We start from the raw sequence: 24,190 nt of genomic DNA, 5'->3' as shown, positions 1-24,190 counted from the left end.
GGCCCGGGGCGGGGGGGTTTTCTCGATCGGCGGGGGGGGGGGCCTGGGGGCCCGGGCGACCCGCCACCGGGTGGGCGGGGGGGGGGGGGGGGGGGGGGGGGGGGGCCGGTTCGCGGGGGGGGGGCCGCCGCGCCCCTTCCCGAAACCGGGGCTCTGCCCCGGACCCCGCGCCTCAAACGCCGGCGGGGCTGGATGTATCGCCGGCCGTCCCTCCAGTGAACCGCCCGTCCCCCTTGCCGAGGAGCCGCACGTGTCCACGCCACCCGCCCCTTCCCCCGCACCCGCCGTCCCCGCCCTGGTCGAGCCGACGATGGAGCGGGACGCCGACGGCCACGTCCGGCAGGTCTCCGTACCGGCGTTCGCGCCGCCCGTCCGGCGCGGGTCGCTCGCCGAGATCCCGTTCGACAACGCCCGCGAGGCCCCGGCCGACGCCGTCCTCAGCCGCAAGCAGCCGGACGGCAGCTGGCGGGACGTGTCCGCCGCCGACTTCGCCGCCGAGGTGCTGGCCGTCGCCAAGGGCCTGATCGCGGAGGGGCTGCGCGCCGGCGACCGGATCGCGATCATGGCCCGTACGACGTACGAGTGGACCCTGCTCGACTTCGCGGCCTGGGCGGCGGGCCTGGTCACCGTGCCCATCTACCCGACCTCGTCCGCCTTCCAGGCCCGCTGGATCCTCCAGGACTCCGGGGCCGTGGCCTGCGCGGTCGAGACCGCCGACCAGGGCCGGATCATCAGCCAGGAGCGCAAGCGGCTCACCGGGCTCGCGCACCTCTGGCAGTTCGACACGGGCGCGCTCGGCCTGCTGAAGAAGCGCGGCAGGGATCTCCCGGACGACGCCGTCGCCGAGCGCCGCGCGACCCTGGAGCCGCAGACCCCGGCCACCCTGATCTACACCTCGGGCACCACGGGCCGCCCGAAGGGATGCGTGCTGACGCACGGCAACTTCTTCGCCGAGGTCGACAACGCCATCGAGCTGCTGCACCCGGTCTTCAAGTCGGTGAGCAAGTACCCCGCGTCGACCCTGCTGTTCCTGCCGCTGTCGCACGTCTTCGGCCGGATGGTCGCGATCGGCTGCCTGCGCGCCCGGGTCCGCCTCGGCCACGCGCCGTCGATCAAGACCGAGGACCTGCTCGCGGACATGGCCGGTTTCAAGCCGTCGTTCCTGCTGGCGATCCCGTACGTCCTGGAGAAGGTCTACAACACGGGCCGGGCCACCGCCGAGAAGATGGGCCGCGCCTCCTCCTTCGACCGGGCCGCCCGGATCGCCGAGCGCTACGGGCAGGCCGTCGAGGCCGCCGAACACGGCACGGGCCCCGGCCCCGGCCTCGGGCTGCGCGCCGCCCGGGCGCTGTACGACCCGCTGGTCTACCGCCGCATCCGGGCGGCGCTCGGCGGGCACGTCCGGTACGCGATCTGCGGGGGCTCCCCGCTGGGGCGGCGGCTCGCGGCGTTCTACGCGGGCGCCGGCATCGAGATCTTCGAGGGCTACGGGCTGACCGAGACGACCGCCGCCGCCACGGTCACCCCGCCGCTCAAGCCCCGCCTGGGCACGGTCGGGTGGCCGATGCCCGGCACCGCCGTGCGCATCGCCGACGACGGGGAGGTGCTGCTCAGCGGCGGCCAGGTGTTCCAGGGGTACTGGGACGCCGGGCGCGGGGCGGCGGTCCCCGTGCTGGACGGCGGCTGGTTCGCGACGGGGGACCTGGGCGCGCTCGACCAGGACGGCTACCTCACGATCACCGGCCGCAAGAAGGACATCATCATCACGTCGGGCGGCAAGAACGTCACCCCGGCCCCGCTGGAGGACTGGCTGCGCGCCCATCCGCTGGTCAGCCAGTGCATGGTCGTCGGCGACAACCGCTCCTTCATCACGGCCCTGATCACGCTGGAGGAGGACGGGCTCGCGCACTGGCGCCGGATGCGCAAGAAGCAGGACCTCCCGATGCGCGAACTCATCCACGACGACGAACTGCGCACCACGCTCCAGCGCGCGGTGGACGAGGCCAACCGCCTGGTCTCCCGCGCCGAGTCGATCCGCAAGTTCACCGTGCTGCCGGTGGACTTCACCGAGGAGGGCGGCCACCTCACGCCGTCGCTGAAGCTGAAGCGGGACGCGATCGCGCGGGACTTCGCGGAGGAGATCGAGGCGCTGTACCAGAAGTGAGGTCCCGTCAGGCTCCGGGGCTGGTGCCGGGATCGGAGCCGTGGCCCGGGGCCGGGTCCGGGTCAGGTTCCGGGTCCGGCTCCGGGGCCTTGGTGTGCAGGATGGCGCGCGCCTGCTCGGCGGCGCGCGCTATCGACTCGGAGACGAAGTCCAGGTAGCGGGCCATGCTCTCCAGGCGGGTGCCCGCCGCCGTCTCCGCGCCGAGGACGGGGACGCCCTCGCGGGCGGTCGCGGCGAGCTGGGCGGTCGAGTGGGCGCTCGCCATCATCGACTCGTGCATGAGGTCGTCGTCGATGACATACCGCTCGCGGCGCCCCTCGCGCTCCCGGCGGACCATGCTCTGGGTCTCCAGGAACGCGACCGCCTTGGACACGGAGGCCGGGCTGACCTTGAGGTGCGCGGCGAGTTCGCCGGCGGTGAGGCTGCCGGTGTCGCTGAGGGTCAGGGCGGCGAGGACCCTCGACATCATGAGGGGTGCGCCCGAGGCCGTCAGGACGGTCGTGAGCACCTCTTCGTACGCGCGCACCTCGTCGGCGTCGCGTCCGTGGGGCTGCGGTCCGGGGCGCGCTTCGCGGGGCGCGGACTTCTTCCGGCGGTGGGCGCGGTGCTCGGCGGAGCGGTGGGCGACGTCCGCGCGGTAGCCGACGGGGCCGCCGTTGCGCGTCACCTCGCGGGTGATGGTCGAGGTGGGACGGTCCAGTTGCCGTGCGATCTCGGCGTAGGCCAGGCCGTCGGCCAGGCCCCGGGCGATCTGGCGGCGTTCCTGCTGGGTGAGCCTGCCTCCCGGCATCGCGTACTCCTTCGTGGCGCGGGTGCGGCCATGCGGTGGCCGACGCCCCGACTATAGCCTTCGCCGACAGTCCATTGCAACGAATCGTGGATCGGTTGTTGCGTTACGTCTGAGCTCATTGCTCCAACTTCTCTACTCTGACGTGCTGTTACGTGTTTCTGATGCAACAAGTGTGTTGCCGAGTTCATGAACGCAACGTAGCGTTTCTCTCATCGGAAAGCGCGAGCCGCCCGGGCTCGCCGCACCGCACAAAGGAGCGCGTCATGCAGAAGTTCGACACCCCCGCCGCCGTCACCGCCCGCGTCGGCATCCCGGCCGGCCTCATCCGGTTCATCGCCGCCGACCGCGCCGACACCGTGGTCGAGGTCCTGCCGGCCGACGCCGCCAAGAGCCGCGACGCGAAGGCCGCCGGCCGCGTCGAGGTCGCGTACGCCGACGGCGTCCTGGACATCCGGACCGCCAAGGAGGGGCGCGGCCGGCTCCTCGGCGAGACCGGCTCCGTGGAGATCACCGTCCAGCTGCCCGCCGGATCGCACGTCGAGGCGAAGGCCGGTGCCGCGGAGTTCCGGGGCGTCGGGCGCCTCGGGGACGTCGTCTTCGAGGGCGGCTACCGCTCGGTCAAGGTGGACGAGGCGTCCAGCGCCCGGATCTCGGCGCACGACGGCGCCGTCATCGTCCGCCGCCTCACCGGGCCCGGCGAGCTGAGCACCCAGCGCGGCGACGTGACCGTCGAGGAGGCCACCCGCGGCGCGCTGACCCTCAGCACCCAGGTCGGCGACATCAGGGTCGGCGCGGCGCGCGGTGTCCCGGCCGTGCTCGACGCGGGCACGGTGGTCGGCCGCGTCGACAACGCCCTGCGGAACGACGGCGCGCCCGGCCTGACGATCCGGGCCACCACCACCAAGGGCGACATCACCGCCCGCAGCCTCTGACCCCCCCCGCCACCTCGTAGAAGCACCCCCCGCCTCGTAGAACCCCCCTCGTAGAAACAGAAGGAGCCACCCATGACGAACCCGGCCATCGCGGCGAACGGACTGCGCAAGGCGTACGGCGACAAGACCGTGCTCGACGGGATCGACCTCAGCATCCCGGCCGGAACGGTGTTCGCGCTGCTCGGTCCGAACGGCGCCGGCAAGACGACCGCCGTCAAGATCCTCTCCACACTCGTCCCACCCGGCGAAGGGTCCGGCGCGATCAGCGTCGGCGGCCACGACCTGGCCACCGACGCGCAGGCGGTGCGCGCCGCCATCGGCGTCACCGGGCAGTTCTCCGCCGTCGACGGGCTGATCACCGGCGAGGAGAACCTGCTCCTGATGGCGGACCTGCACCACCTGTCCAAGGCCGAGGGGCGGCGGGTCACCGCGGAGCTCCTGGAGCGCTTCGACCTGACGGACGCGGCGAAGAAGCCCGCGTCCACCTACTCCGGCGGCATGAAACGCCGCCTCGACATCGCGATGACCCTCGTCGGGAACCCCAGGATCATCTTCCTGGACGAGCCGACCACCGGCCTCGACCCGCGCAGCCGGCACAGCATGTGGCAGATGATCCGCGGCCTGGTCGGGGACGGGGTGACCGTCTTCCTCACCACCCAGTACCTGGAGGAGGCCGACGAACTCGCCGACCGCATCGCCGTCCTGCACAACGGGAGGCTGGTGGCCGAGGGCAGCGCGGAGGAGCTGAAGCGGATCGTTCCCGGCGGGCACGTCCGGCTGCGGTTCAGCGACCCGGCGGCCTACCGGGAGGCGGCGGCCCACCTCGGCGGTGACGCCGCCCGCGACGACGCCGCGCTGGCCCTGCAACTCCCCAGCGACGGTACGCAGAGCATCCTCCGCTCCATCCTCGACCGGCTGGACGCCGCCGGGATCGAGGCGGACGAACTCACCGTGCACACCCCCGACCTGGACGACGTCTTCTTCGCCCTGACCGAAACCGAAGCCGGCACCAGCGCCGGCCCCAACACCGGCACCAGCGACAACACCCGCACCGACGCCACCATCCCCGCCCCGTCCAAGGAGTCCGTCCGATGAGCACCTTCTCCCTCGCCGTGCGCGACTCGTCCACGATGCTCCGCCGCAACCTCCTGCACGCCAGGCGCTACCCCTCGCTCACCCTCAACCTGCTGCTCACCCCGGTGATGCTGCTCCTGCTGTTCGTCTACATCTTCGGCGACACCATGAGCGGCGGCGCGGGCCGCGACGCGTACATCGCGTACATCGTGCCCGGCATCCTGCTGATGACGATCGGCTCGACCACCGTCGGCACGGCGGTGTCGGTCTCCATGGACATGAGCGAGGGCATCATCGCCCGCTTCCGCACCATGGCGATCCACCGGGGCTCGATCCTCTTCGGCCATGTGGCGGGCAGCGTCCTGCGGACGCTGTTGAGCGTGGTCTTCGTCGGGGCGGTCGGGGTGGCCATGGGCTTCCGTTCCACCGACGCGACCGTCCTGGAATGGCTCGGCGCGCTCGGACTGCTCACCCTGTTCACCCTGGCCTTCACCTGGATCGCCGTCGGCATGGGCCTGGGCAGCCCCAACGCGGAGGCCGCCAGCAACAACGCCACACCGCTGATCCTGCTGCCCCTGATCTCCAGCGCGTTCGTCCCGCTGGACTCGATGCCCGGCTGGTTCCAGCCGATCGCCGAGTACCAGCCCTTCACCCCGGCGATCGAGACCCTGCGCGGACTGCTGCTCGGTACGGAGATCGGCAACAGCGGCTGGATCGCGGTCGGCTGGTGCGTGGGCCTCGCGGTCCTCGGCTACTACTGGTCCAGGGCGCAGTTCGACCGGGAACCGAAGTAGGGAAGGCGACCGGCGGGGCTCCCGCCGGTCACGTCCCCCGGGGCGGCGCACACCGACACCACGTCGGCCGTGTGCCGCCCCTCGCGTATGCCGGGACGGCATCTGTCTCGACATGGAGCATCTTGACATCAAGATAAATGCGCGGCAGGCTCCGTGTGGCGCAGGTCTCTTGATGTCGAGATATCCGGGGGTGGGCAGTGGTGGCACGTACGGGAGAGGGGCGCGTACGGGAGGGCCTGCTGGCGCAGTTGCGCAACCCGCCGGGCGGCAGGGACGCGCGGATCATGCTGCGCGCCCTGGCCGTCGACCGCGTCGGCACCGGCCTGTGGGCGGCCTCCTCGGTGCTCTACCTCACCTTCGTCACCCACCTCGGCTCCCAGCGGATCGGCGTCCTCCTCGGCACGGCCGGCGTCGCCGGCATCGCGGGCTCACCCCTCGCCGGACGCCTCGCGACCCGCTTCCCGGTGCGCCCGCTGCTGATCGGCTGCCACCTGCTGCGCCTCGTCACGCTCACGCTGGTGCTGCTCTGTACGCGGTTCGAGGCGCTGCTCGTCGTGGTCGCCGTGACCTACCTGGGGGACAGGGCGGCGAAGACCCTGGAAATGCTGTTCGCCACCCGCGCGGCGGGCGAACGGCGCGCCGCCTACCAGGCGTTGTCCCGCAGCGCGGCCAATGCGGGTTACGGGCTGGGCGCCGGACTCGCCGCGATCGGCCTGGCGGCCGGAACGGCGGACGCGTACCGCGCGCTGATCCTCGGCAACGCGCTCTCCTTCCTCGTCGCCGCGGCGCTGGTGTGGCGCACGGGGGAGCCGGGCGGCGCGGCGGGGCCGACGCGGCCCGAGGCGCGCCGCGTGTGCGCCGAGGGCCCTCGGCGGGGCTTGTGGCGCACGTGGCGCACGGGCGCCGGGGGACCCCGGTGGGGCTTGTGGCGCACGGGTGCCGGGGGGCCCCGGTCGGGCTTGTGGCGCCTGGGTGCGAAGGGCTCCCGGTGGGGCTCGGGCCGCCGTCCCGCCGAGGGCCCCCGGCAGGACGGCGGCACCCCTGGCCCCGCGAAGGGCCCAAGGCGGGGCGGCGGCACCCCTGGCCCCGCGAAGGGCCCCTGGCGGGACCGGGGTTACCTCCGCTTCGTGCTCCTCGACATCCCGATGAACCTGGACGACTCGGTGCTAGGCGTCGGCCTCCCCCTCTGGCTGGTCACCCGGACCTCCGCCCCGCACGCCCTCGTCCCGGCCTTCCTGGTCATCAACACCGTGCTGGTCGTCCTGCTCCAACTCGCCGTCTCCCGAAGGGCGGAGGGCCCGCGGAAGGCGGTGCGCGCGGTGGCGCTGTACGGCGTCCTGCTCTTCGCCACCTGCGCCCTGCTGGCCGCGTCCACCGGCTGCGGCACCTGGACGGCGGCCGGGGCGCTGCTCGCGGCGGCGGTCCTGGTCACGATGGCCGAGCTGATGCGCTCGGTCAGCTCCTGGGAACTGGCCGTCCTGCTCGCCCCACCGGACGAACGGGCCGCCTACCTGGGCGTGGCCGGCATGTCCCAGTCCATCCAGAAGTCGGCGGGCCCGCCGCTGCTCACGGGCGTGGTGATGGCCGCGGGCCCGGCGGGCTGGCTCGCGCTGGGGGCGGCGGTGGCGGGGCTGTCGGTGTGGCAACGGCGGTGCTGTGAAGAGCGGTTGCGGGCCCCGGAGGAGCCCGCGCCGGCGGCCGGGCCGGTGTAGCGCGTACGCCGGAGGGGGCGCCCCGCCCGCACGGCCTCGGCTACGCGTGCCGGACCGCATACGTTGGGGCCTCACGGGACAACGACGGACAACGACGGAGGTGCCTTCGTATGCGGATCGCCACCACGATCTTCCTCACCGACGAGACGATCACCCCGGTGCGGCTGGCGCGCCAGCTCGAACAGCGCGGGTTCGCCGGGCTGTACCTGCCCGAGCACACCCACATCCCGGTGAGCAGGGACACCCCCTACCCGGCGGGCGGCGAGCTGCCCCGCGAGTACGGCCGCACCCTGGACCCCTTCGTCGCGCTCGCCCAGGCCGCCGCCGTCACCGAGCGGCTGACCCTGGGCACCGGCATCACCCTGATCGCCCAGCACGACCCCATCGGCCTCGCCAAGCAGGTCGCCACCCTGGACCACCTCTGCGCCGGCCGCTTCACCCTGGGCATCGGCTACGGCTGGAACGTCGAGGAGGCCGCCGACCACGGCGTCGAGTGGTCCACCCGCCGCCGCCTGGGCCGCGACCGGCTCGCGCTGATGCGGGCGCTGTGGTCCGCCGAACCCACGGCGTACGAGGGCGAGTTCGGCTCGGTCCGCGCCAGCCACGCGTACCCGAAGCCGGGCCGCCCGCAGGGCCCGCGCACACTGATCGGCGGCGCGGCCGGCCCCAGGCTGTTCGACGACATCGCGGAGTCCGCCGACGGCTGGCTCCCCATCGGCGGCAGCGGCCTCACGGAGTCCCTGCCCCGGCTCCGTACCGCCTGGGCAGCCGCCGGCCGGGACCCGCAGGCCCTCCACGTCGTCCCGTACGCGGTCCTCCCGTCCCCCGGCAAGCTGTCCCGCTTCGCGGACCTGGGCATCGAGGAGGTCGTCCTCCAACTGCCCCCGGCCGAGGAGCCCGAGGTACTGCGGACACTGGACGCGTACGCGGCGTACCTGTAGGGCCCGGCTGTCCTAGCCCGCTGTTACGTTGGCGCGCGCTCTTCCCCCGACCCCTGAGAGGCACCCGTGGACGCCACGTACGAAGAACGGCTCGCCGAGTTCTCCCGCGAGCGGCTGGACGGTCGGCCGGTCCCCGACGATCTGCGCGTGCTGCTCACCGCCCAGTGGGAGGGGCGGGACGACCTCGCCCGGCTGCTCGGCGTCGAATTCTTCGGGCCCGGTGAGCTCCACCCGCTCCTGGACACCGGCTACCTCAGCGAGGCGGAGCTGGCCGACCCGGAGATGCAGGCCGTCAACGCCGGAGCGGCGCGGATGGTGGAGTACGTGAAGCTCGTGGCCAAGGGTGGCAAGGGGTGGGTCGGCTACTGGGTCCATCCGGACGAACCGGGTTGCCGGCCCATCGAGTTGGACACCGAGTTCACCCTCTGGCCCATGTCCGGCTCCACCCTGACGGAGGCCCTCGCCTTCGAGCAGTCCGCCTATCAGGACGAGCCGGACGAGCGCGTTGCGTACGGGGAGTTGGCCGCCGAACTGGGCGCGCTGGGGCTCCCGCTGGGCACGGCGGAATACGACGCGCTGGACGGCAGCGAGTACGTGGTGGACCCGGAGCAGCTGATGGAGAACCTGATCGAGGCGGAGCGGGTCGCGCGCGGGCTGGGGTGAGGGGTCAGGGCCTCCGGGCGATGAACACGTACTCCCGGCCCGGGCGGTCGGGGGCGTCGCGGATGTCCTCCACGACGTAGTCCGCCGCTCGCAGGTCCGCCTCGATCTCCTCGCGTTCGCGGAAGCGCAGTGTCGAGTCGGAGGTGAGCGACCGGCCGTCCGCCGCGAAGCGGTAGGTCCAGCGGAACGAGACGAGCGGGCCGGTCACCTCGGTGACCTGCACCCAGGTCTCCACCGCCCCGACCCCGTCGACCTCCGTCACGCTGTGGGACTGCTCCCGCGTCCACTTCTCCCAGGCCCGCCGCGCCGGCACCCGCGTTTCGAACACCAGCCGCCCGCCGGGGCGCAGCGCCGCATGCACTCCCCGCAGGGTGGCCTGCCAGTCCCCGGGGTCCACGATGGCCTGGGCCACGTTCGCGGTCATCGTCGCCAGGTCCACGCGGAGCGGCGGAAGGGCTGTTGCGTCACCGCAGATCCAGCGGACGCGCTCGCTGCCCGGCTTGGCCCGGGCCACGTCGATCGACGCCTGAGCGGGATCGACACCGACGACCTCCTTCCCGCTGTCCGCCAGGAGCAGGGCGAAGACCCCGGTGCCGCAGCCGATGTCCAGTACGTGGCGCGCGCCGAACTCCTCCGCCATCCGCAGATAGGGATCGAGGTCGCTGCGGTCCGGGTCGAGCGGGTCGTAGAGCGCGGCGAGGAGCGGGTGCGCGAAGCAGTCGTCAGCCATGGCGTCGAACGTATGCGCTGCGGTCCCCGAACGGCGACCCGGTTTCGGGAGGCGGCTCCCCGGTGACCCGCGCCCGCAGAGGCCGGTTGCTCCTGCCGGTGCTCATGCCGGTTGATCACAATGCGATCACTCATCCTCCGCGATTTCCCCACAACTCGGTGGAGGTAATACGGTCACCTCACTCGGACTGGCATATGACAAGACCTGTGGGGGGACTTCATGCCGAAGACGTTGAGCCGGCACGCGCGCATATGGATCGGCGGGGTGGCCCTGCTCGCCCTGGGAGCGGTCGGCTGCTCGGAGTCCGGGCAGGACGGCGCGGCCAAGGTCGCGGCGGCGAGCGCCAAGCCGGCGCCCACCGTCACGGTGACCGCCACGGCGACCGAGACCGCCGCGCCCGCCCCGGCGCCCACGGTGACGAAGACGAAGACGGTGAAGGTGCCCGGTCCGACCGTCACGGTCACCGTCACCAAGGCCGCGTCCTCCGGCTCCGGCGGGACCGGCGGGACCGGCGGTTCGTCCGGAGGCGGCGGCACCAAGACCACCAGCACCTGCTCGATCCGCTCCAACGCGGGCAACTGCTACAGCGCCGGCCAGTTCTGCCGCAACAGCGACCACGGCGCCGTGACCACGACGGCCTCCGGCGCCCGGATCAGGTGCAGCCAGAGCGGAAGCTCCTGGCGGTGGACGTACGCCTGAGGGCCGCGATCCCGCTTCGGCCGCCCGTTCGGACCCCGGTGATAGCTTGGCTGGCCAGTCGTTGGCGTGTACATCGAGGCTAGGGGGACCCCATGAGGCAGCAGTCCATACGGAGCCGGATGGTGGCCGGAGCCGCTGCCGGGACGCTCGCCCTGTTCCTCGTCCCGGGCTGTTCCTTCAGCTTCGGCGGCGACCTGGTCGTCAAGAAGGAGGAGGTCGCCAAGCAGGCCTCCGCCGGTCTGGAGAAGCGGGTCGGGCGCGCTCCCGAGGACGTGACCTGCGAGGACGACCTCAAGGGGAAGGTCGGTGAGTCGGTGCGCTGCACGCTCACCGACGGCGGCAAGCAGCTCGGTATGACGGCGACCGTGAAGTCCGTCGACGGCAAGAAGGTGAACATGGACTTCAAGGTGGACGACAACGCCGGAGCGGGCAGCGGCGCCTCCGCCGACCCCCAGCCCAGCGATTCGGCCCAGCCGTCCGACCCGGCGGGCGCCGACAGTGGCGCCTCCGGCTCCGTGGACAAGGCCGAGGTCGCCCGCCAGGGCAAGGCCGCCCTCGCCGCCCAGGTCGGCAAGCAGCCCGACGCCTTCTCCTGCCCGGAGGACCTGCCCGCCAAGGTCGGCGCGACGGTGCGCTGCCAGCTGGCCGACGACGACAAGCAGTACGGGGTGACGGTCACCGCGGAGTCCGTTGTCGGCGGCAAGGTGCACATGGACTTCAAGGTGGACGAGACGCCGGGCGGCTGAGGGGCCGGGCTGGGCCCGGCGCGGGTCCGCCGTGGCCGGTGCGTCAGCGCCGCTCCAGGCCGAGCCGGGCGCGTACCTCGTCGTGGGGAACGGTGTCGGTGAGGCCGGCCGCCTGCCGGGCCCGGTACTCGGCGAGCGCCCGGGCGTCCTCCGGCTCGGTACGCTCCCGCTGGATGTCGCTCATGCGCGAAGTGTATGAGCCCTGGGCGGGGGCGGACGGCGAGCGCCCGGGTGGGGCTCGCCGTCCGGCTTTTCAGCCCTGGCGCGCGTACGTGACGAACGCGGACCAGGCCGTGGGCGCCACGTCGAAGTGGGGGCCGGGGATGTTCTTCGAGTCGCGGACGTGGACGGTGGTCGCGCAGGACGCGACCTCGATGCACTCGCCGCCCTCGCCGCTGCTGTAGCTGGACTTGCGCCAGTCGTAGGCGACCTCGATGCACGCGCCGCCCTCGCCGCTGCTGTAGCTGCTCTTGAACCAGTGAAGTTGCTCAGTGCTCATCGGTCTCTCCACATTTTTTCGATCAAGGTCAGGGACTCCCTCGGGGTGAGTGCCTGCGCCCGCATGATCCCATGGCGCTCGGTGAAGACTCGCACCTCAGCCGGGTCCGTGATCAGCCTTGCATACCCGTAGGTCTCGGTGTACGCGACTTGGTTGCGGCCTTTTGGCGTCAGCAGGATGAACGCCCCGTCCAGGTTGGGGTGTTCCTCGGTCGCGGTGGGCAGCACCTGAAGTTCAACGTTGCGCATGCGGCCGATGTGCAGGAGCTTCCTCAGCTGGTCGGCGTGCACAGCGGGGCCGCCGATCGGCCGCTGCAGCACGACCTCTTCGAGCACGAAGCTGAACGTCGGCAAGGGCCACTGCTCGAAGATGTGCTGGCGCGCCATGCGGTCGGTAACGCGCTTCTCGATCGTTTCCTCGTCCAGCAGCGGTCGCCGCCGAGCGAACAGCGCTCGCGCGTACCCCTCGGTCTGGAGCAGCCCGGGGACTGCCTGGTTGCTGTAGTCGTGAAGGGCAACAGCCTCCGCTTCCATGCGCGCGTAGTCCCGGAACCATCCCGGGTGCCGTGTCCGCGACCGCGCCAGCGCCTCCCGCACCTCCTCCGCCGCTGCCGACAGGAATCCCCCCGTGTCCAGGGCCCGGTCCGCCAAGGCCAGGAAGTCCACCTGCGGGGTGCGGACACCCCGTTCGATCGCGGAGACGAGGTCCTCGCCGCAGTGGACCAGCGACGCCAGCTCCTTCTGGCTCATCCCTGACCGTTCGCGCAAGAACTTCAGCTGGCGGCCCAGCGCCCTGAACAGGTGTGCTGTGCCGTCCGATTCGGCCGGGCGCTCCGGCCGTTCCTCACGTTGTGTGTTCGTCATCTGCCCCGTACCGCCTCTGTCCGTCCGGTCACGGCCGACGCTCCGTACAGCCGGTCGGGCAGGCCCGTACAGCTTTGTGGAGTCGTGTGGTCACTGCTGGTCAGCGTACGAGCAGGCAGACACGCTGTGTCACATGAACGCCGAAATCACTCTTGTGGGTACCGACTTCGTCCAGCGCTTCAGCGCCACCCGGCGAGGCGCCCGGCTCGCCCGGCGCCTCGCCGTGCAGCAACTCGACGCCTGGGGCGTGCCGTACGGGTCCGAGCTGTCCGACGACGTGGCGGTGGTCGTGGCCGAGCTGGCCGCCAACGCGGTACTGCACGGCCACGTCACCGGGCGTGACTTCGAGCTGCGCCTGCTCCGCGAGGCGGACGCGTTCCGGGTGGAGGTCTCGGACGCGCGCGGCGAGCGGCGTCCGGAGCTGTGCGCGGGCGGGCCCGGTGCCGAGGGCGGGCACGGGCTGCGCCTCGTCGCGGCGCTGGCGGCGGATTGGGGCGTCGCCGACCGGGCCGTCGGCAAGACCGTGTGGGCGCGGGTCACCCCGGGCCGGTGAGGCCCTGCGCCCCCGCCAGCACCACCAGCTCCCGCGTGGCCCGGGTCATCGCCACGTACCGGTCCACCGCCCCGCCGACCCCTTCCCCGAAGCGCTCCGGCTCGACCAGGACCACGAGGTCGAACTCCAGGCCCTTCGCGAGCGTCGGGGTGAGTGCGCGGACCCGGGGCGAGGGCGGGCGGAAGCCGGACGGGGCGCCGATCACGCAGGCCGTGCCCTCGGGGTGGGTGGTCAGCCAGGTGTCGAGGACGGCGGCCAGGTCCGTGGCCGGGCCGTGCCCGACCGGGATGCCGCTGCTCCGGATGGAGACCGGGACGTTGGCGTTCGGCAGGGCCGCCCGGATCACCGGCTCCGCAGCCGCCATGATCTCCTGCGGCGTGCGGTAGTTGACGGTCAGCGCGGAGAGCGTGATCCGGTCCAGCCCGACCCGCTCCAGCCGCTCCCGCCACGACTCCGTGAAGCCGCGCCTCGCCTGCGCGCGGTCCCCGACGATCGTGAAGCTGCGCGAGGGACACCGCTGGATCAGCATCTGCCACTCCGCGTCGGTCAGCTCCTGCGCCTCGTCCACCACCACATGCGCGAACGGGCCCGCCAGCGCGTCGCGTTCGGCCGTGGACAGCGCGTCCGGGTCGAGCAGCGTGTCCTGGAGGTCCCGGCCGCGCAGCATCCCCACCGCGCCCTGGCTCTCGTCGATCTCCGCGTTCTCCAGGAGGCTGTCGATCGCCTCGGCCCGGCGCGCCCGCTCGGCGGCGGCCGTCGCCTCGTCGCGGCGCCGGCGGCGGGCCGCGTCCGGGTCGCCGAGCCGCTGCCGGGCCGCGTCCAGGACCGGCAGGTCGGCGACCGTCCACGCCTGGGGCTCGGAGCGCTGGAGCCGGGCCACCTCCTCGCGGGAGAGCCAGGGGGCACAGGTGCGCAGATAGGCCGGGACGGACCAGAGGTCGCCGACCAGGTCCGCCGCGTCCAGCAGGGGCCACGCCCGGTCGAAGGCGGCCATCAGCTCGCGGTCGCGCCGCAGCGCCCGCCGGACCAGGTGGTCCGGGACCTCCTCGTCCTGCCGGTCCGCGTGCTTGTCGGCCAGGATCGTCAGGACCTCCTCCAGGACCGCGTCGCGCGCCTCGTTGTGCGGGACGCCCGGCGCCGACTCGAACGCCACGGCCCACTCGGCGGCGGTCAGCCGGACGTCCGCCCAGGGCGTCGTCACGGTCAGGCCCTCGGCGGGCGGCTCCTCGTAGAACGCGACGGCCGCCTCGACCGCCCGCACCAGCTCCGCCGACGCCTTCAGCCGGGCCGCCTCCGGATCGGCCTCCGGCACGGCCGCCGCGCCCTCCGGGACGAGGTCGCGCAGGGTGCACGTACGCACCCCGTCCTCGCCGAGGCTCGGCAGCACATCGGCGACGTACCCCAGATACGGCTGGTGCGGGCCGACGAAGAGGACGCCGCCGCGCCGGTGTCCGAGGCGGGGGTCGGTGTGCAGGAGGTACGCGGCGCGGTGCAGGGCCACGACCGTCTTGCCGGTGCCCGGGCCGCCGTCCACGACGAGCGCCCCGCGCGAACCGGCCCGGACGATCGCGTCCTGGTCCGCCTGGATGGTGGAGAGCACGTCCCGCATCCGGGGCGACCGGTTGGTGCCCAGGCTCGCGATGAACGCCGACTGGTCGTCCAGCGCGGCGTGCCCGGCGAAGGCGTCCGGGGTGAACACCTCGTCCCAGTAGTCGCTGACCCGCCCGCCCGACCACCGGTAGCGGCGGCGGCTCGCCAGGCCCATCGGGTTGCCGTGGGTCGCCCCGAAGAACGGCTCGGCGGCCGGGGAGCGCCAGTCGGTCAGCAGCCGGCGGCCCTCGCTGTCCGTGAGGCCGAGCCGCCCCACGTACACCGGCTCGGAGCCGTCCGCCCCGGCCATGTGGCCCAGGCACAGGTCCAGGCCGAAGCGGCGCAGGGTGCGCAGCCGGGCGGACAGCCGGTGGATCTCCGCGTCCCGGTCGAGCCCCTGGCGGCCCAGTCCGCCCGGGGCGCGGCGGGCGGTGTCGAGGGCGGCGGTCAGTTCGGCGACGGTCTCCTCCAGGCAGCGCGCGATCGCCGCGAAGTGGCGCTCGTCCCCGGCGATCAGGGCCGGGTCCGCCTTGGCTTCCGCACGGTCGCCGGTCAGTGCGAAGGCGCTCGCGGGGAAGGTGATGTGCATCGGTTCGGGCACTGCGTAAAACTCCCAAATGCCGCAGGTGACTGGCTCGGATCAGCGATTGTGCGGGATGAGGGGGGCCTTGCGGCAAGGCCCCCCTTGCGCTATACGTTGAGAGTGGCCGGAGGTGACTGTCCCCTTCCCGGCCGGCCGGTGAGTCCGCCCGGCCCCCCCGCACCGCCTCTCCCGCCGCCTCTCGGCGAGCCGGGCCGCCGCACCCCGCTCGTATGCTCGGAGGCATGACCGATCCTCAGAGCGGACCCCCCACCACCAACTCGATGCGGCGCGCGCTCAAGCGCGCGCGTGACGGTGTCGCCCTCGACCGGGCGGAGGCCGCCGTGCTGCTGCGGGCGCGCGGCGACGACCTGACGGATCTCGCCGCGTCCGCCGCCCGGGTGCGCGACGCGGGCCTGGAGGCGGCGGGGCGCCCGGGGGTCATCACGTACTCCCGCAAGGTCTTCATCCCGCTGACCCGGCTCTGCCGCGACAAGTGCCACTACTGCACGTTCGTCACCGTGCCGGGCAAGCTCCGCAGGGCCGGGCACGGCATGTTCCTGTCGCCCGACGAGGTGCTGGCCATCGCCCGCGAGGGCGCCGCGATGGGCTGCAAGGAGGCCCTGTTCACGCTCGGGGACCGGCCGGAGGACCGCTGGCCCGAGGCGCGGGAGTGGCTGGAGGCCGAGGGATACGACGACACCCTCGCGTACGTACGCGCCATGGCGATCCGGGTCCTGGAGGAGACGGGGCTGCTGCCGCACCTCAATCCCGGGGTCATGAGCTGGACGGACCTCCAGCGGCTGAAGCCGGTCGCGCCCTCCATGGGGATGATGCTGGAGACGACCGCGACCCGCCTGTGGGCCGAGCCCGGCGGCCCGCACCACGGCTCCCCGGACAAGGAACCGGCCGTGCGGCTGCGGGTCCTGGAGGACGCCGGGCGGTCCAACGTGCCCTTCACCACGGGCATCCTGATCGGCATCGGCGAGTCGTACGAGGAGCGCGCGGACTCCCTCTTCGAGCTGCGCCGGACCGCCCGGGCCTACCACGGCATCCAGGAGGTCATCGTCCAGAACTTCCGGGCCAAGCCCGACACCGCGATGCGCGGGATGCCGGACGCGGAGCTGGAGGAGCTGGCCGCCGCGATCGCCGTCGCCCGGCACATCCTCGGCCCGTCCGCCCGCATCCAGGCCCCGCCGAATCTGGCCGACGCGGAGTACGCGCTGCTCATCGGCGCCGGCATCGACGACTGGGGCGGGGTGTCGCCGCTGACCCCCGACCATGTGAACCCCGAGCGCCCCTGGCCGCACATCGACGAACTCGCCGCCCGGACCGCCGATTCCGGCTTCGAGCTGCGTGAACGCCTCACCATCTACCCGGAGTTCATCCAGCGCGGCGAACCCTGGCTCGACCCGCGCCTGCTCCCGCACGTCCGGGCGCTCGCCGACCCGGAGACGGGCCTCGCGCGCGAGGGCGCGGTCCCGAAGGGGCTGCCCTGGCAGGAGCCGGACGAGGGGTTCAACGCCTCCGGCCGCACCGACCTGCACCGCACCATCGACACGGAGGGCCGCACCGGCGACCGCCGCGACGACTTCGACGTCGTCTACGGGGACTGGGAGGCGCTGCGCGAGGCGGCGGCCCCCGGGATGGTGCCCTCCCGGATCGACGGGGACGTGCGCGCGGCGCTGAGCCGGGCGGCCGACGACCCGACGAAGCTCACCGACGACCAGGCGCTCACCCTGCTGCACGCGGACGGGCCGGCCCTGGACGAGCTGTGCCGGATCGCGGACGCGCTGCGGCGGGACGTGGTCGGCGACGACGTCACGTACATCGTCACGCGCAACATCAACTTCACCAACGTCTGCTACACCGGCTGCCGCTTCTGCGCCTTCGCCCAGCGCCGCACCGACGCCGACGCGTACACCCTCTCCCTGGACCAGGTCGCGGACCGGGCCGCGCAGGCGTGGGACGTGGGCGCGGTCGAGGTGTGCATGCAGGGCGGCATCCACCCGGACCTGCCCGGCACGGCGTACTTCGACATCGCGCGGGCGGTGAAGGAACGGGTGCCCGGCATCCACGTCCACGCGTTCTCGCCGATGGAGGTCGTCAACGGGGCCACCCGCACCGGGATGTCGATCCGGGACTGGCTGACCGCCGCCAAGGAGGCCGGGCTCGGCTCGATCCCCGGCACGGCGGCCGAGATCCTGGACGACGAGGTCCGCTGGGTCCTCACCAAGGGCAAGCTGCCCACCGCGACCTGGCTGGAGGTCATCAGGACCGCCCACGAGGTGGGCCTGCGCTCCTCCTCGACCATGATGTACGGCCATGTCGACCAGCCCCGCCACTGGCTGGGCCACCTGCGCACCCTGGCCGCGCTCCAGCAGGAGACCGGCGGCTTCACCGAGTTCGTGACGCTGCCCTTCATCCACACCAACGCCCCGGTCTACCTCGCCGGGATCGCCCGCCCCGGCCCGACCGACCGCGACAACAGGGCCGTCACCGCGATGGCCCGCCTGCTGCTGCACCCGCACATCACCAACATCCAGACCAGCTGGGTCAAGCTGGGCACGGAGGGGGCGGCCGAGATGCTGCGCTCGGGCGCGAACGACCTGGGCGGCACGCTCATGGAGGAGACCATCTCCCGCATGGCCGGGTCGAGTTACGGCTCCTACCGCTCGGTCCGCGACCTGGAGGCCATCGCCGCGCTCGCCGGCCGCCCGGCGAAGCCGCGTACGACGCTGTACGGAGAGGTGCCGGCGGAGCGCGTGGCGGCGGCCGGCGCGTCGGACGGGCATCTGCCGGAGCTGCTGCCGGTGCTGGGGGACTGACCCGCACCGGCCCGCACGCCGTGCCGGGGACGGCCGGGCGGCGGTCGGAAAAGGGCCCGGGGACCGCGTCCCCGGGCCCTTCGGGCGGACCGGCCGGTCAGGGGCCCGCCCGGGCGCCCGTGTGAAGGCCCCGGGCGCGCGTTGGCCGGGCCGGGGCGGCGGTTCCCCGGCCGGCCTGGCGTCCGCGTCAGCCGACCAGCAGGTCCTGCTTCAGCTCCCGGATGTCCTTCGCGTCCAGGCCCAGCGCGCGGCGCTCGTAGGAGGAGAAGGACCCGAACTTCTTCGCGACCTCCTGGAAGCCCGAGTTCAGGTACTCGGGCCGCACGTCGAGCAGCGGCTTGTAGACCGCGGCCTGGGCGGGCGGCATGGCGGCGAGGGCGGCGGCGTTCGCCTCGGCGCGGTAGTCGTTGGAGGCCAGGTAGTCCGCCATGACCGTCTCGCGCGGGACCCCGAGCGCGGTGAGGAGCGCCGCGTTCGCCCAGCCCGTCCGGTCCTTGCCGGCCGTGCAGTGGAAGACGACGGCTCGCGCGCGGTCGTCCCCGAAGCCGCCGAAGACCGTGCGGTAGGCGGTCTTCGCCGTGGCGCCGCTGACCATGAACTTCTCGCCCTCGGTCATCATCGCGACGCCCTCGGCCTCGGTCGTCGGCATCGTGACGGAGGTGCTGGAGCCGGCGAGCACGTCCGCGACGACGTGCGCGGCACCCGCCGGAACGCGGTCGGGGGCCGCCGCACGCTCGGATTCCATGCGCAGGTCGTAGACCGTGTGGATGTTCAGGCGGCGCAGCTTCGCGAGGTCGGCGCCGGTCAGCTTGTCCAGGGCGTCGGAGCGGTAGATCTCGCCCATCTTCACCCAGTGCCCGTCGGTGGTGCGGTAGCCGCCCGCGTCACGGAAGTTGACCGCGCCCTGGAGCGCGATGAGCCGGTCCGCCAGGTGCAGCGAGCCGCCGTGCTCGGGGACCAGGTCGAACCACTGCCGGTCCGTGGCGGGCAGGCCGCGGACGGTCACCCGGCCCGAGGCGCCGCCGGACGCCACCGTGCGCCCGTTGGCCTTGATCGTGACCCGGCGCACGCCCTGGGCCTCCCAACGCACCGTGTACGAGCCGTCGTCGGACGCCGTGACCGTCGCCTGGGTGAACGGTATGCGCTCGTGTGACGCACGCGTCGGGGCGTGGGAGGCGGCGGAGGTGTGCGCGGCGGCGGCGGGAGCGGTGAGCCCGGCGGCGACGGCGGCGGCCAGGACACAGGAGGAGAGCTTTACACGAGTCAGTCGCTTCATGGGAGGGATCGTCGTCAGGCCCGGGGAGCAGGGAGTCAACGACGGGTGAACAACGGTGTAAGCGCCACCCAACACCGCACCCTGTTCGATTACAGTGCTGCGCAGTTACCGCACAGTCGCACAGGGGAACGAAACGACGGCATACGGGAGTGGCGCGGTGAGCACAGGGATGTCGGCCGTCTGGGGGCGGGCCGAGCAGCAGGACTTCCGCAGCCGGGTCCGCGGCACCCTCCTCGGGGGCGCGGTCGGGGACGCGCTCGGCGCCGGCGTCGGCCCCCTCACCCTGGAGGAGATCCGCGCCGCCCACGGCCCCGACGCCGTCACCGACTTCGTGCCCGCCCACGGCGCGCGCGGCACGGTCACCGCCGCCACCCAGCTCACCCTGTTCACCGTCGACGGGCTGATCCGCGCCCAGGTCCGCCGCGACACCGGCGCCTGGCACCCGCCCACCGACGTCCACCGCGCCCACCTGCGCTGGGCGGCCACCCAGCACGCCTGGGGGCCCGACGAGCGCCGCGAGGACAACGGCTGGCTCGCCGGGCAGGAGTGGCTCTACGACCGCCGCGGCCCCACCCGGGAATGCCTGGGCGGCTTCGGCGACGACATCATGGGCACCCTGGACCGGCCCAAGTACCCCGCCGCGCACGACGCCGCCGCGCTCACCCGGTCCGCTCCCTTCGGGCTGCTCGTCGGCTGGGAACCGCAGCTGGTGTTCCAGCTCGCCGTCGAGTGCGCCGCGCACACCCACGGCCACCCCACCGCCCTGCTCTCCGCCGGCGCCTTCGCGGTCGTCGTGCACGGCCTCGCGCGCGGCGAGACCCTGGACGGCTCCGTGCAGCACGCGCTGGGACTCCTCGCGGACCGCCCGGGCCACGAGCCCGTCACCGAGGCGCTGCGCCGCGCCCTGGGCGCCGTACGCCGGGGCATCCCGGGGCCCGCGCTCATCGAGTCCCTGGGGGTCACGGACTCCGCCGAGGAGGTGCTGGCGGTGGCGGTGTACTGCGCGCTCGTGGCGGAGGACGTGCGGCACGGGCTGCGGCTGGCGGTGAACCACGGGGGCCCGTCCGCGGCGACCGGGGCGCTGTGCGGGGCGATGCTGGGCGCGATGCACGGGGAGACGGCGCTGCCCCCGGCCTGGCTCGCCGAGCTGGAGGGGCGGGCCACCCTGCTCGAAATCGCCGACGACTTCGCCATGGAGATGACCCAGGGGCCCGCCCTGCACAGCCCGGCCACCGCCGCCCCGGGCTGGCTGGCCCGCTACCCGCGCTGATCCGTCGGCGCGCCCTCGGCGGCGACCGCGGCCTCGCCCGGGCCGGCCTGGGCGGGCACCCCGGGGCCGTCGCCGTCCGTGTTGATCCGCTCGATCAGGGCGTCGCGTTCCGGGGTGTCCTCCGGGCGCACGAAGCCGATCACCACGTACAGCACCAGCGAGATGGCCAGCGGCAGCGCGACCTGGTACTGGAGCGCCACCCCCTCCTTCACCGAGCCGTCCAGGTCGTAGTTGGTGAAGTAGAACGCCAGCAGCCCCGCCGCCCAGCTGACCAGCGCCGCCGTCGGCCCCGACTTACGGAAGGGGCGCAGCAGCCCCAGCATGAACGGGATCGCGATCGGGCCCATCAGCCCGGCGACCCACTTGATGACGACGGAGATGATGTCCTTGAACGTCGGCGAGTTGATCTGCGTCGCCAGCGCCATGGACAGCGCGAGGAAGCCCAGCGTCGAGAGCCGCGCGGCGAGCAGCCCGGCCCGGCTGCTCCACTCGCGGGCGGCCTTGGAGAAGACCGGGGCGATGTCCCGGGTGAAGACGGCCGCGATCGCGTTGGCGTCCGAGGAGCACATGGCCATCGTGTGCGAGAAGAAGCCGACGACGACCAGGCCCAGCAGCCCGTGCGGCAGCAGCTGTTCGGTCATCAGCGCGTAGCTGTCGGAGGCGTCCGGCTTCTGCGCGTCCACCAGCAGCGGCGCGCACCACATCGGGAAGAAGAGGACCGTCGGCCACACCAGCCACAGCACGGCGGAGAGCCGCGCCGAACGGGTCGCGGAGGCGGCGGAGTCCGTGGCCATGTAGCGCTGGGCCTGGTTCCACATGCCGCCGTTGTACTCGAAGGTCTTGATGAACAGGTACGCCAGCAGGAACGTCACGGTGTACGGGCCGGCGGTCGGGTTCGCGTGGCCCTCGGGCAGCTTGTCCCAGACGGTCCACAGGGTGCTGAAGCCGTCCAGCTCGTGCATCGCGGTGACGAGCATCGCGAGCCCGGCGAACAACTGGATGACGAACTGCCCCAGTTCGGTGAGCGCGTCGGCCCACAGACCGCCGACCGTGCAGTAGACGGCCGTGATGATGCCGGTGATGAAGATGCCCTGGGTGAGGGTGATCCCGGTGAAGACGGACAACAGGGTCGCGATGGCGGCCCACTTGGCGCCGACGTCCACGATCTTCAGCAGCAGTCCGGACCAGGCCAGCGCCTGCTGGGTCGGCACGTTGTAGCGGTTCTTGAGGTATTCGAGCGGGGACGCCACGTACAGCCGCGAGCGCAGCCGGTTCAGCCGGGGTGCGAAGAGCTGCGCGCCGATGCCGATGCCGATCGCGATCGGCAGCGACCAGGTCACGAACGAGGTGACGCCGTACTGGTACGCGATGCCGGCGTAGCCCGTGAACATCACGGCGCTGTACCCCGACATGTGGTGCGAGATGCCGGACAGCCACCAGGGCATCCTGCCGCCCGCCGTGAAGAAGTCGCTGACGTTGTCGACACGCTTGTGGGACCAGAGCCCGATCGCGATCATCACGCCGAAGTAGCCGATGAGCACGACCCAGTCGAGACTGTTCATATGTCCCCTCCCGGGGTCCGCCTTGTGAACGGGGTGCGCACTTCGCCAGTACGGCCGCTCAGCGGTGCCCCGTGCGGGAGCGGGGACTGCGGGGATTGAACCGCTTGCGCGGCACCCCGGTCAAGAACGCTTCCGGTCATAGATGTGAACGCAGATCAGCAAGAGGAACGATTTTACTTGTTCTTGACTCACGAAAGCGTTGTCGTGAACGTGACGGCGGCCACACGATGAGCGGGCGCTTCGCCAGGCTGTGAGCGCAGGGAAGCACGAAGAAGACCGCACGGGATGCGGGTCCCGTGCGGTCGAGAAGGAGGGGAACTGCCAGAGAATCCGGCCCGGAAACGGCGAAAGCCCTCTCGGCCAGGACGGCGGGCCGGTCGAGAGGGCCTGGTGCGGGCCGCGGCGCGAGTGCGCGGCCGGGTCGCGCGGTCTCAGAAGCCTGCGCTGCGCGAGACGTCCAGGACGAACGCCGACCAGGTCTTCGCCGAGAAGTCGAGGACCCCGCTGCTCACGCTCTTCGAGTCGCGGACCAGCAGCGCGTGTCCCTCCGCCGCCTTGACCTCCACGCAATTCCCATTCGCGGAATAGGAGGACTTGGTCCACTCCGTCAGTGCGTTCTGCCGAATCGCCATAATGACTCCGATGGTTGTGCCGGTCGTTGGGCGGTGCGCCCAGCCGCTGCGCCCAGCGACTTGTGAGGACGCTACGCCGCAACATCATGGGGCGTCAGCGGCGTTCACTCGTTCGGATGACTTACGCCTTGGCGGTCTTCCGGCACAACCCGGCGGAGGTGTACCTTCCGCGCCGCCCCGGAAATACCCGTGGCGGACGCGGAATCGGTTACGCTCCGCAGTTCTCCGCGGCCTGGAGAATGTACGCGCGGGACTGCTCGGCACTCAGCGCCTTCGCGCGCAGGTGCTCGTACATCACGGCATAACTCTGGACGTCGGGCGCCTTTTCCAGATACAGGTCGCTGGTGATGCCTTCGAGATACACGACGCTCGCGTCCATGTCCTCCTGGAATTCGAGGATCGTGTAGCTCCCGTACATCCCCGGGTGCGCCCCGACGGTGTACGGCAGCACCTGGAGCGTCACGTGGGGCAGCTGGCTCAGCTCCGCCAGGTGCCTCAACTGGTCCGCCATGATCTGCGGGTTGCCCACGACGCGGCGCAGCACGGCTTCGTCGATCACGGCCCAGAACCGCAGCGGTTCGACCGGATCGGTCAGGCGGTCCTGACGCTTTATGCGGATCTGGATGCGCTTGTCGATCTCGGTGGGCGTGGCCTCCGGCCACATCCCCTCGATCGCCGCCTGCGCGTACTCCCGCGTCTGCAACAGGCCGGGGACGATCAGCGACTCGTACACCCGCAGGGACGCCGCGTCGGTCTCCAGGCCGATGTACACGCTGTACGGGATGTCCCCGAACGCGTGCCACCAGCCCTGCTGGCGGGAGTCCTTGGCCATCTGCATCAGCGACTCGACCACGCGGCGGTCCTCGACCTCGTACACCCCGCAGAGGTCGCGGACGTCGCGCTGGCTGATGGAACGGCGGCCGTTCTCCAGGCGGCTGATCTTCGACTGGGAGACCAGCAGCCGGTCCGCCACCTCCTCGGCGGTCATTCCCTTGACTTCGCGCAGTCGGCGCAATTCCTGTCCCAACCGGCGTCGCCTGACGGTGGGATTGACGTTGGACGGCACGGAAACGGCACCTCCGGCTATGTAGCTGTGCGTATCTACTGCTGAGCAGATTGCCACCCCCGGGCCCGGCCGCGCTGGGAAACGGCCACACACGGCGGCGGGGGGGGGGGGGGGGGGGGGGGGGGGGCCGCCCCCGGGGGGGGGGGGGGCGCCGGGGGGGGGGGGGGCGGGGGGGGGGGGGGGGGGGGGGGGGGGGGGGGGGGGGGGGGGGGGGGGGGGGGGGGGG

General features: G+C 72.6%; 22 protein-coding genes. 12 read left to right on the top strand and 10 right to left on the bottom strand.

Annotated features, from left to right (window positions below; all coding sequences use genetic code 11):
• Positions 1 to 250: 250 nt before the first annotated feature.
• A complete protein-coding gene (locus FKN01_RS30910; protein ID WP_143625970.1) occupies positions 251 to 2,164 on the top strand; it encodes a long-chain fatty acid--CoA ligase in 1,914 nt (637 codons plus the stop codon).
• Between the two features lie 7 nt (positions 2,165 to 2,171).
• Here FKN01_RS30910 and FKN01_RS30905 read toward each other — a convergent pair whose 3' ends face one another.
• A complete protein-coding gene (locus FKN01_RS30905) occupies positions 2,172 to 2,954 on the bottom strand; it encodes a helix-turn-helix domain-containing protein (protein ID WP_143625969.1) in 783 nt (260 codons plus the stop codon).
• 263 nt (positions 2,955 to 3,217) lie between these two features.
• Here FKN01_RS30905 and FKN01_RS30900 point away from each other — a divergent pair, with 263 nt between their 5' ends.
• The 6 genes from FKN01_RS30900 (at position 3,218) to FKN01_RS30875 (ending at position 9,070) form a co-directional block, all read left to right on the top strand.
• On the top strand, positions 3,218 to 3,886 hold the full coding sequence (locus FKN01_RS30900; RefSeq protein ID WP_143625968.1) for a DUF4097 domain-containing protein: 669 nt from the start codon (positions 3,218 to 3,220) through the stop codon (positions 3,884 to 3,886).
• Positions 3,887 to 3,958: 72 nt separating this feature from the next.
• Complete coding sequence (locus tag FKN01_RS30895) at positions 3,959 to 4,981, top strand: ATP-binding cassette domain-containing protein (protein ID WP_143625967.1); 1,023 nt, start codon at positions 3,959 to 3,961, stop codon at positions 4,979 to 4,981.
• Positions 4,978 to 5,754, top strand: a complete 777-nt coding sequence (locus FKN01_RS30890) for an ABC transporter permease (protein WP_143625966.1) — start codon at positions 4,978 to 4,980, stop codon at positions 5,752 to 5,754. Before FKN01_RS30895 ends, FKN01_RS30890 begins: the two co-directional genes overlap by 4 nt.
• A 236-nt stretch (positions 5,755 to 5,990) precedes the next feature.
• Positions 5,991 to 7,466, top strand: a complete 1,476-nt coding sequence (locus FKN01_RS30885) for an MFS transporter (RefSeq protein WP_398933527.1) — start codon at positions 5,991 to 5,993, stop codon at positions 7,464 to 7,466.
• 110 nt (positions 7,467 to 7,576) lie between these two features.
• On the top strand, positions 7,577 to 8,407 hold the full coding sequence (locus FKN01_RS30880) for an LLM class F420-dependent oxidoreductase (RefSeq protein ID WP_143625964.1): 831 nt from the start codon (positions 7,577 to 7,579) through the stop codon (positions 8,405 to 8,407).
• Between the two features lie 66 nt (positions 8,408 to 8,473).
• Positions 8,474 to 9,070 carry a hypothetical protein gene (locus FKN01_RS30875; protein ID WP_143625963.1) on the top strand — a complete coding sequence of 199 codons (597 nt, stop codon included), beginning with the start codon at positions 8,474 to 8,476 and terminating at the stop codon, positions 9,068 to 9,070.
• Positions 9,071 to 9,074: 4 nt separating this feature from the next.
• Here FKN01_RS30875 and FKN01_RS30870 read toward each other — a convergent pair whose 3' ends face one another.
• A complete protein-coding gene (locus FKN01_RS30870) occupies positions 9,075 to 9,800 on the bottom strand; it encodes a bifunctional 2-polyprenyl-6-hydroxyphenol methylase/3-demethylubiquinol 3-O-methyltransferase UbiG (protein WP_143625962.1) in 726 nt (241 codons plus the stop codon).
• A gap of 219 nt (positions 9,801 to 10,019) precedes the next feature.
• Between FKN01_RS30870 and FKN01_RS30865 the strand changes: the two genes are divergently transcribed.
• Both FKN01_RS30865 and FKN01_RS30860 read left to right on the top strand, forming a co-directional pair.
• The gene (locus FKN01_RS30865; RefSeq protein ID WP_143625961.1) at positions 10,020 to 10,499 is read left to right on the top strand and encodes a hypothetical protein; all 480 of its coding nucleotides are present in this window, start codon (positions 10,020 to 10,022) and stop codon (positions 10,497 to 10,499) included.
• Between the two features lie 119 nt (positions 10,500 to 10,618).
• Positions 10,619 to 11,245 (top strand): DUF4333 domain-containing protein, encoded by a 627-nt coding sequence (locus FKN01_RS30860; protein WP_143625972.1) that lies wholly within the window; start codon positions 10,619 to 10,621, stop codon positions 11,243 to 11,245.
• Positions 11,246 to 11,288: 43 nt separating this feature from the next.
• Here the strand turns inward: FKN01_RS30860 and FKN01_RS30855 are convergent, their stop codons facing one another.
• The 3 genes from FKN01_RS30855 to FKN01_RS30845 form a co-directional block, all read right to left on the bottom strand.
• Positions 11,289 to 11,429: a prevent-host-death family protein gene (locus tag FKN01_RS30855; RefSeq protein WP_143625960.1), complete on the bottom strand. Its 141-nt coding sequence runs from the start codon at positions 11,427 to 11,429 to the stop codon at positions 11,289 to 11,291.
• A 69-nt stretch (positions 11,430 to 11,498) separates the two neighbouring features.
• Positions 11,499 to 11,744: a DUF397 domain-containing protein gene (locus tag FKN01_RS30850; RefSeq protein ID WP_143625959.1), complete on the bottom strand. Its 246-nt coding sequence runs from the start codon at positions 11,742 to 11,744 to the stop codon at positions 11,499 to 11,501.
• The gene (locus FKN01_RS30845) at positions 11,741 to 12,607 is read right to left on the bottom strand and encodes a helix-turn-helix transcriptional regulator (RefSeq protein ID WP_143625958.1); all 867 of its coding nucleotides are present in this window, start codon (positions 12,605 to 12,607) and stop codon (positions 11,741 to 11,743) included. Before FKN01_RS30845 ends, FKN01_RS30850 begins: the two co-directional genes overlap by 4 nt.
• A gap of 133 nt (positions 12,608 to 12,740) precedes the next feature.
• Here FKN01_RS30845 and FKN01_RS30840 point away from each other — a divergent pair, with 133 nt between their 5' ends.
• A complete protein-coding gene (locus FKN01_RS30840; RefSeq protein WP_143625957.1) occupies positions 12,741 to 13,160 on the top strand; it encodes an ATP-binding protein in 420 nt (139 codons plus the stop codon).
• On the opposite strand, the gene helR is transcribed toward FKN01_RS30840, so the two are convergent.
• The gene (gene helR, locus FKN01_RS30835) at positions 13,144 to 15,339 is read right to left on the bottom strand and encodes an RNA polymerase recycling motor ATPase HelR (protein WP_143625971.1); all 2,196 of its coding nucleotides are present in this window, start codon (positions 15,337 to 15,339) and stop codon (positions 13,144 to 13,146) included. The genes FKN01_RS30840 and helR overlap by 17 nt on opposite strands.
• A 236-nt stretch (positions 15,340 to 15,575) precedes the next feature.
• On the opposite strand from helR, the gene FKN01_RS30830 reads away from it, so the two are divergent.
• Positions 15,576 to 18,158 (top strand): bifunctional FO biosynthesis protein CofGH, encoded by a 2,583-nt coding sequence (locus FKN01_RS30830; protein WP_185993059.1) that lies wholly within the window; start codon positions 15,576 to 15,578, stop codon positions 18,156 to 18,158.
• Between the two features lie 187 nt (positions 18,159 to 18,345).
• Here the strand turns inward: FKN01_RS30830 and FKN01_RS30825 are convergent, their stop codons facing one another.
• Positions 18,346 to 19,434, bottom strand: a complete 1,089-nt coding sequence (locus FKN01_RS30825) for a tyrosine-protein phosphatase (protein WP_143625955.1) — start codon at positions 19,432 to 19,434, stop codon at positions 18,346 to 18,348.
• A gap of 157 nt (positions 19,435 to 19,591) precedes the next feature.
• Between FKN01_RS30825 and FKN01_RS30820 the strand changes: the two genes are divergently transcribed.
• A complete protein-coding gene (locus tag FKN01_RS30820; RefSeq protein WP_143625954.1) occupies positions 19,592 to 20,704 on the top strand; it encodes an ADP-ribosylglycohydrolase family protein in 1,113 nt (370 codons plus the stop codon).
• On the opposite strand, the gene FKN01_RS30815 is transcribed toward FKN01_RS30820, so the two are convergent.
• The 3 genes from FKN01_RS30815 to FKN01_RS30805 form a co-directional block, all read right to left on the bottom strand.
• On the bottom strand, positions 20,692 to 22,266 hold the full coding sequence (locus tag FKN01_RS30815) for a sodium:solute symporter family protein (protein WP_143625953.1): 1,575 nt from the start codon (positions 22,264 to 22,266) through the stop codon (positions 20,692 to 20,694). The two genes, FKN01_RS30820 and FKN01_RS30815, sit on opposite strands and share 13 nt — an antisense overlap.
• 431 nt (positions 22,267 to 22,697) lie before the next feature.
• A complete protein-coding gene (locus FKN01_RS30810) occupies positions 22,698 to 22,898 on the bottom strand; it encodes a DUF397 domain-containing protein (protein WP_143625952.1) in 201 nt (66 codons plus the stop codon).
• A 208-nt stretch (positions 22,899 to 23,106) separates the two neighbouring features.
• Positions 23,107 to 23,964, bottom strand: a complete 858-nt coding sequence (locus tag FKN01_RS30805) for a helix-turn-helix transcriptional regulator (RefSeq protein ID WP_143625951.1) — start codon at positions 23,962 to 23,964, stop codon at positions 23,107 to 23,109.
• Between the last annotated feature and the right edge of the window lie 226 nt (positions 23,965 to 24,190).

Origin of the sequence: Streptomyces sp. 130 (assembly GCF_007096885.1) — a bacterium.
Classification (GTDB): Bacteria; Actinomycetota; Actinomycetes; order Streptomycetales; family Streptomycetaceae; genus Streptomyces.
Note: the sequence above shows the minus strand (reverse complement) of the source record. Positions and strands in the feature narration are given on the sequence as shown.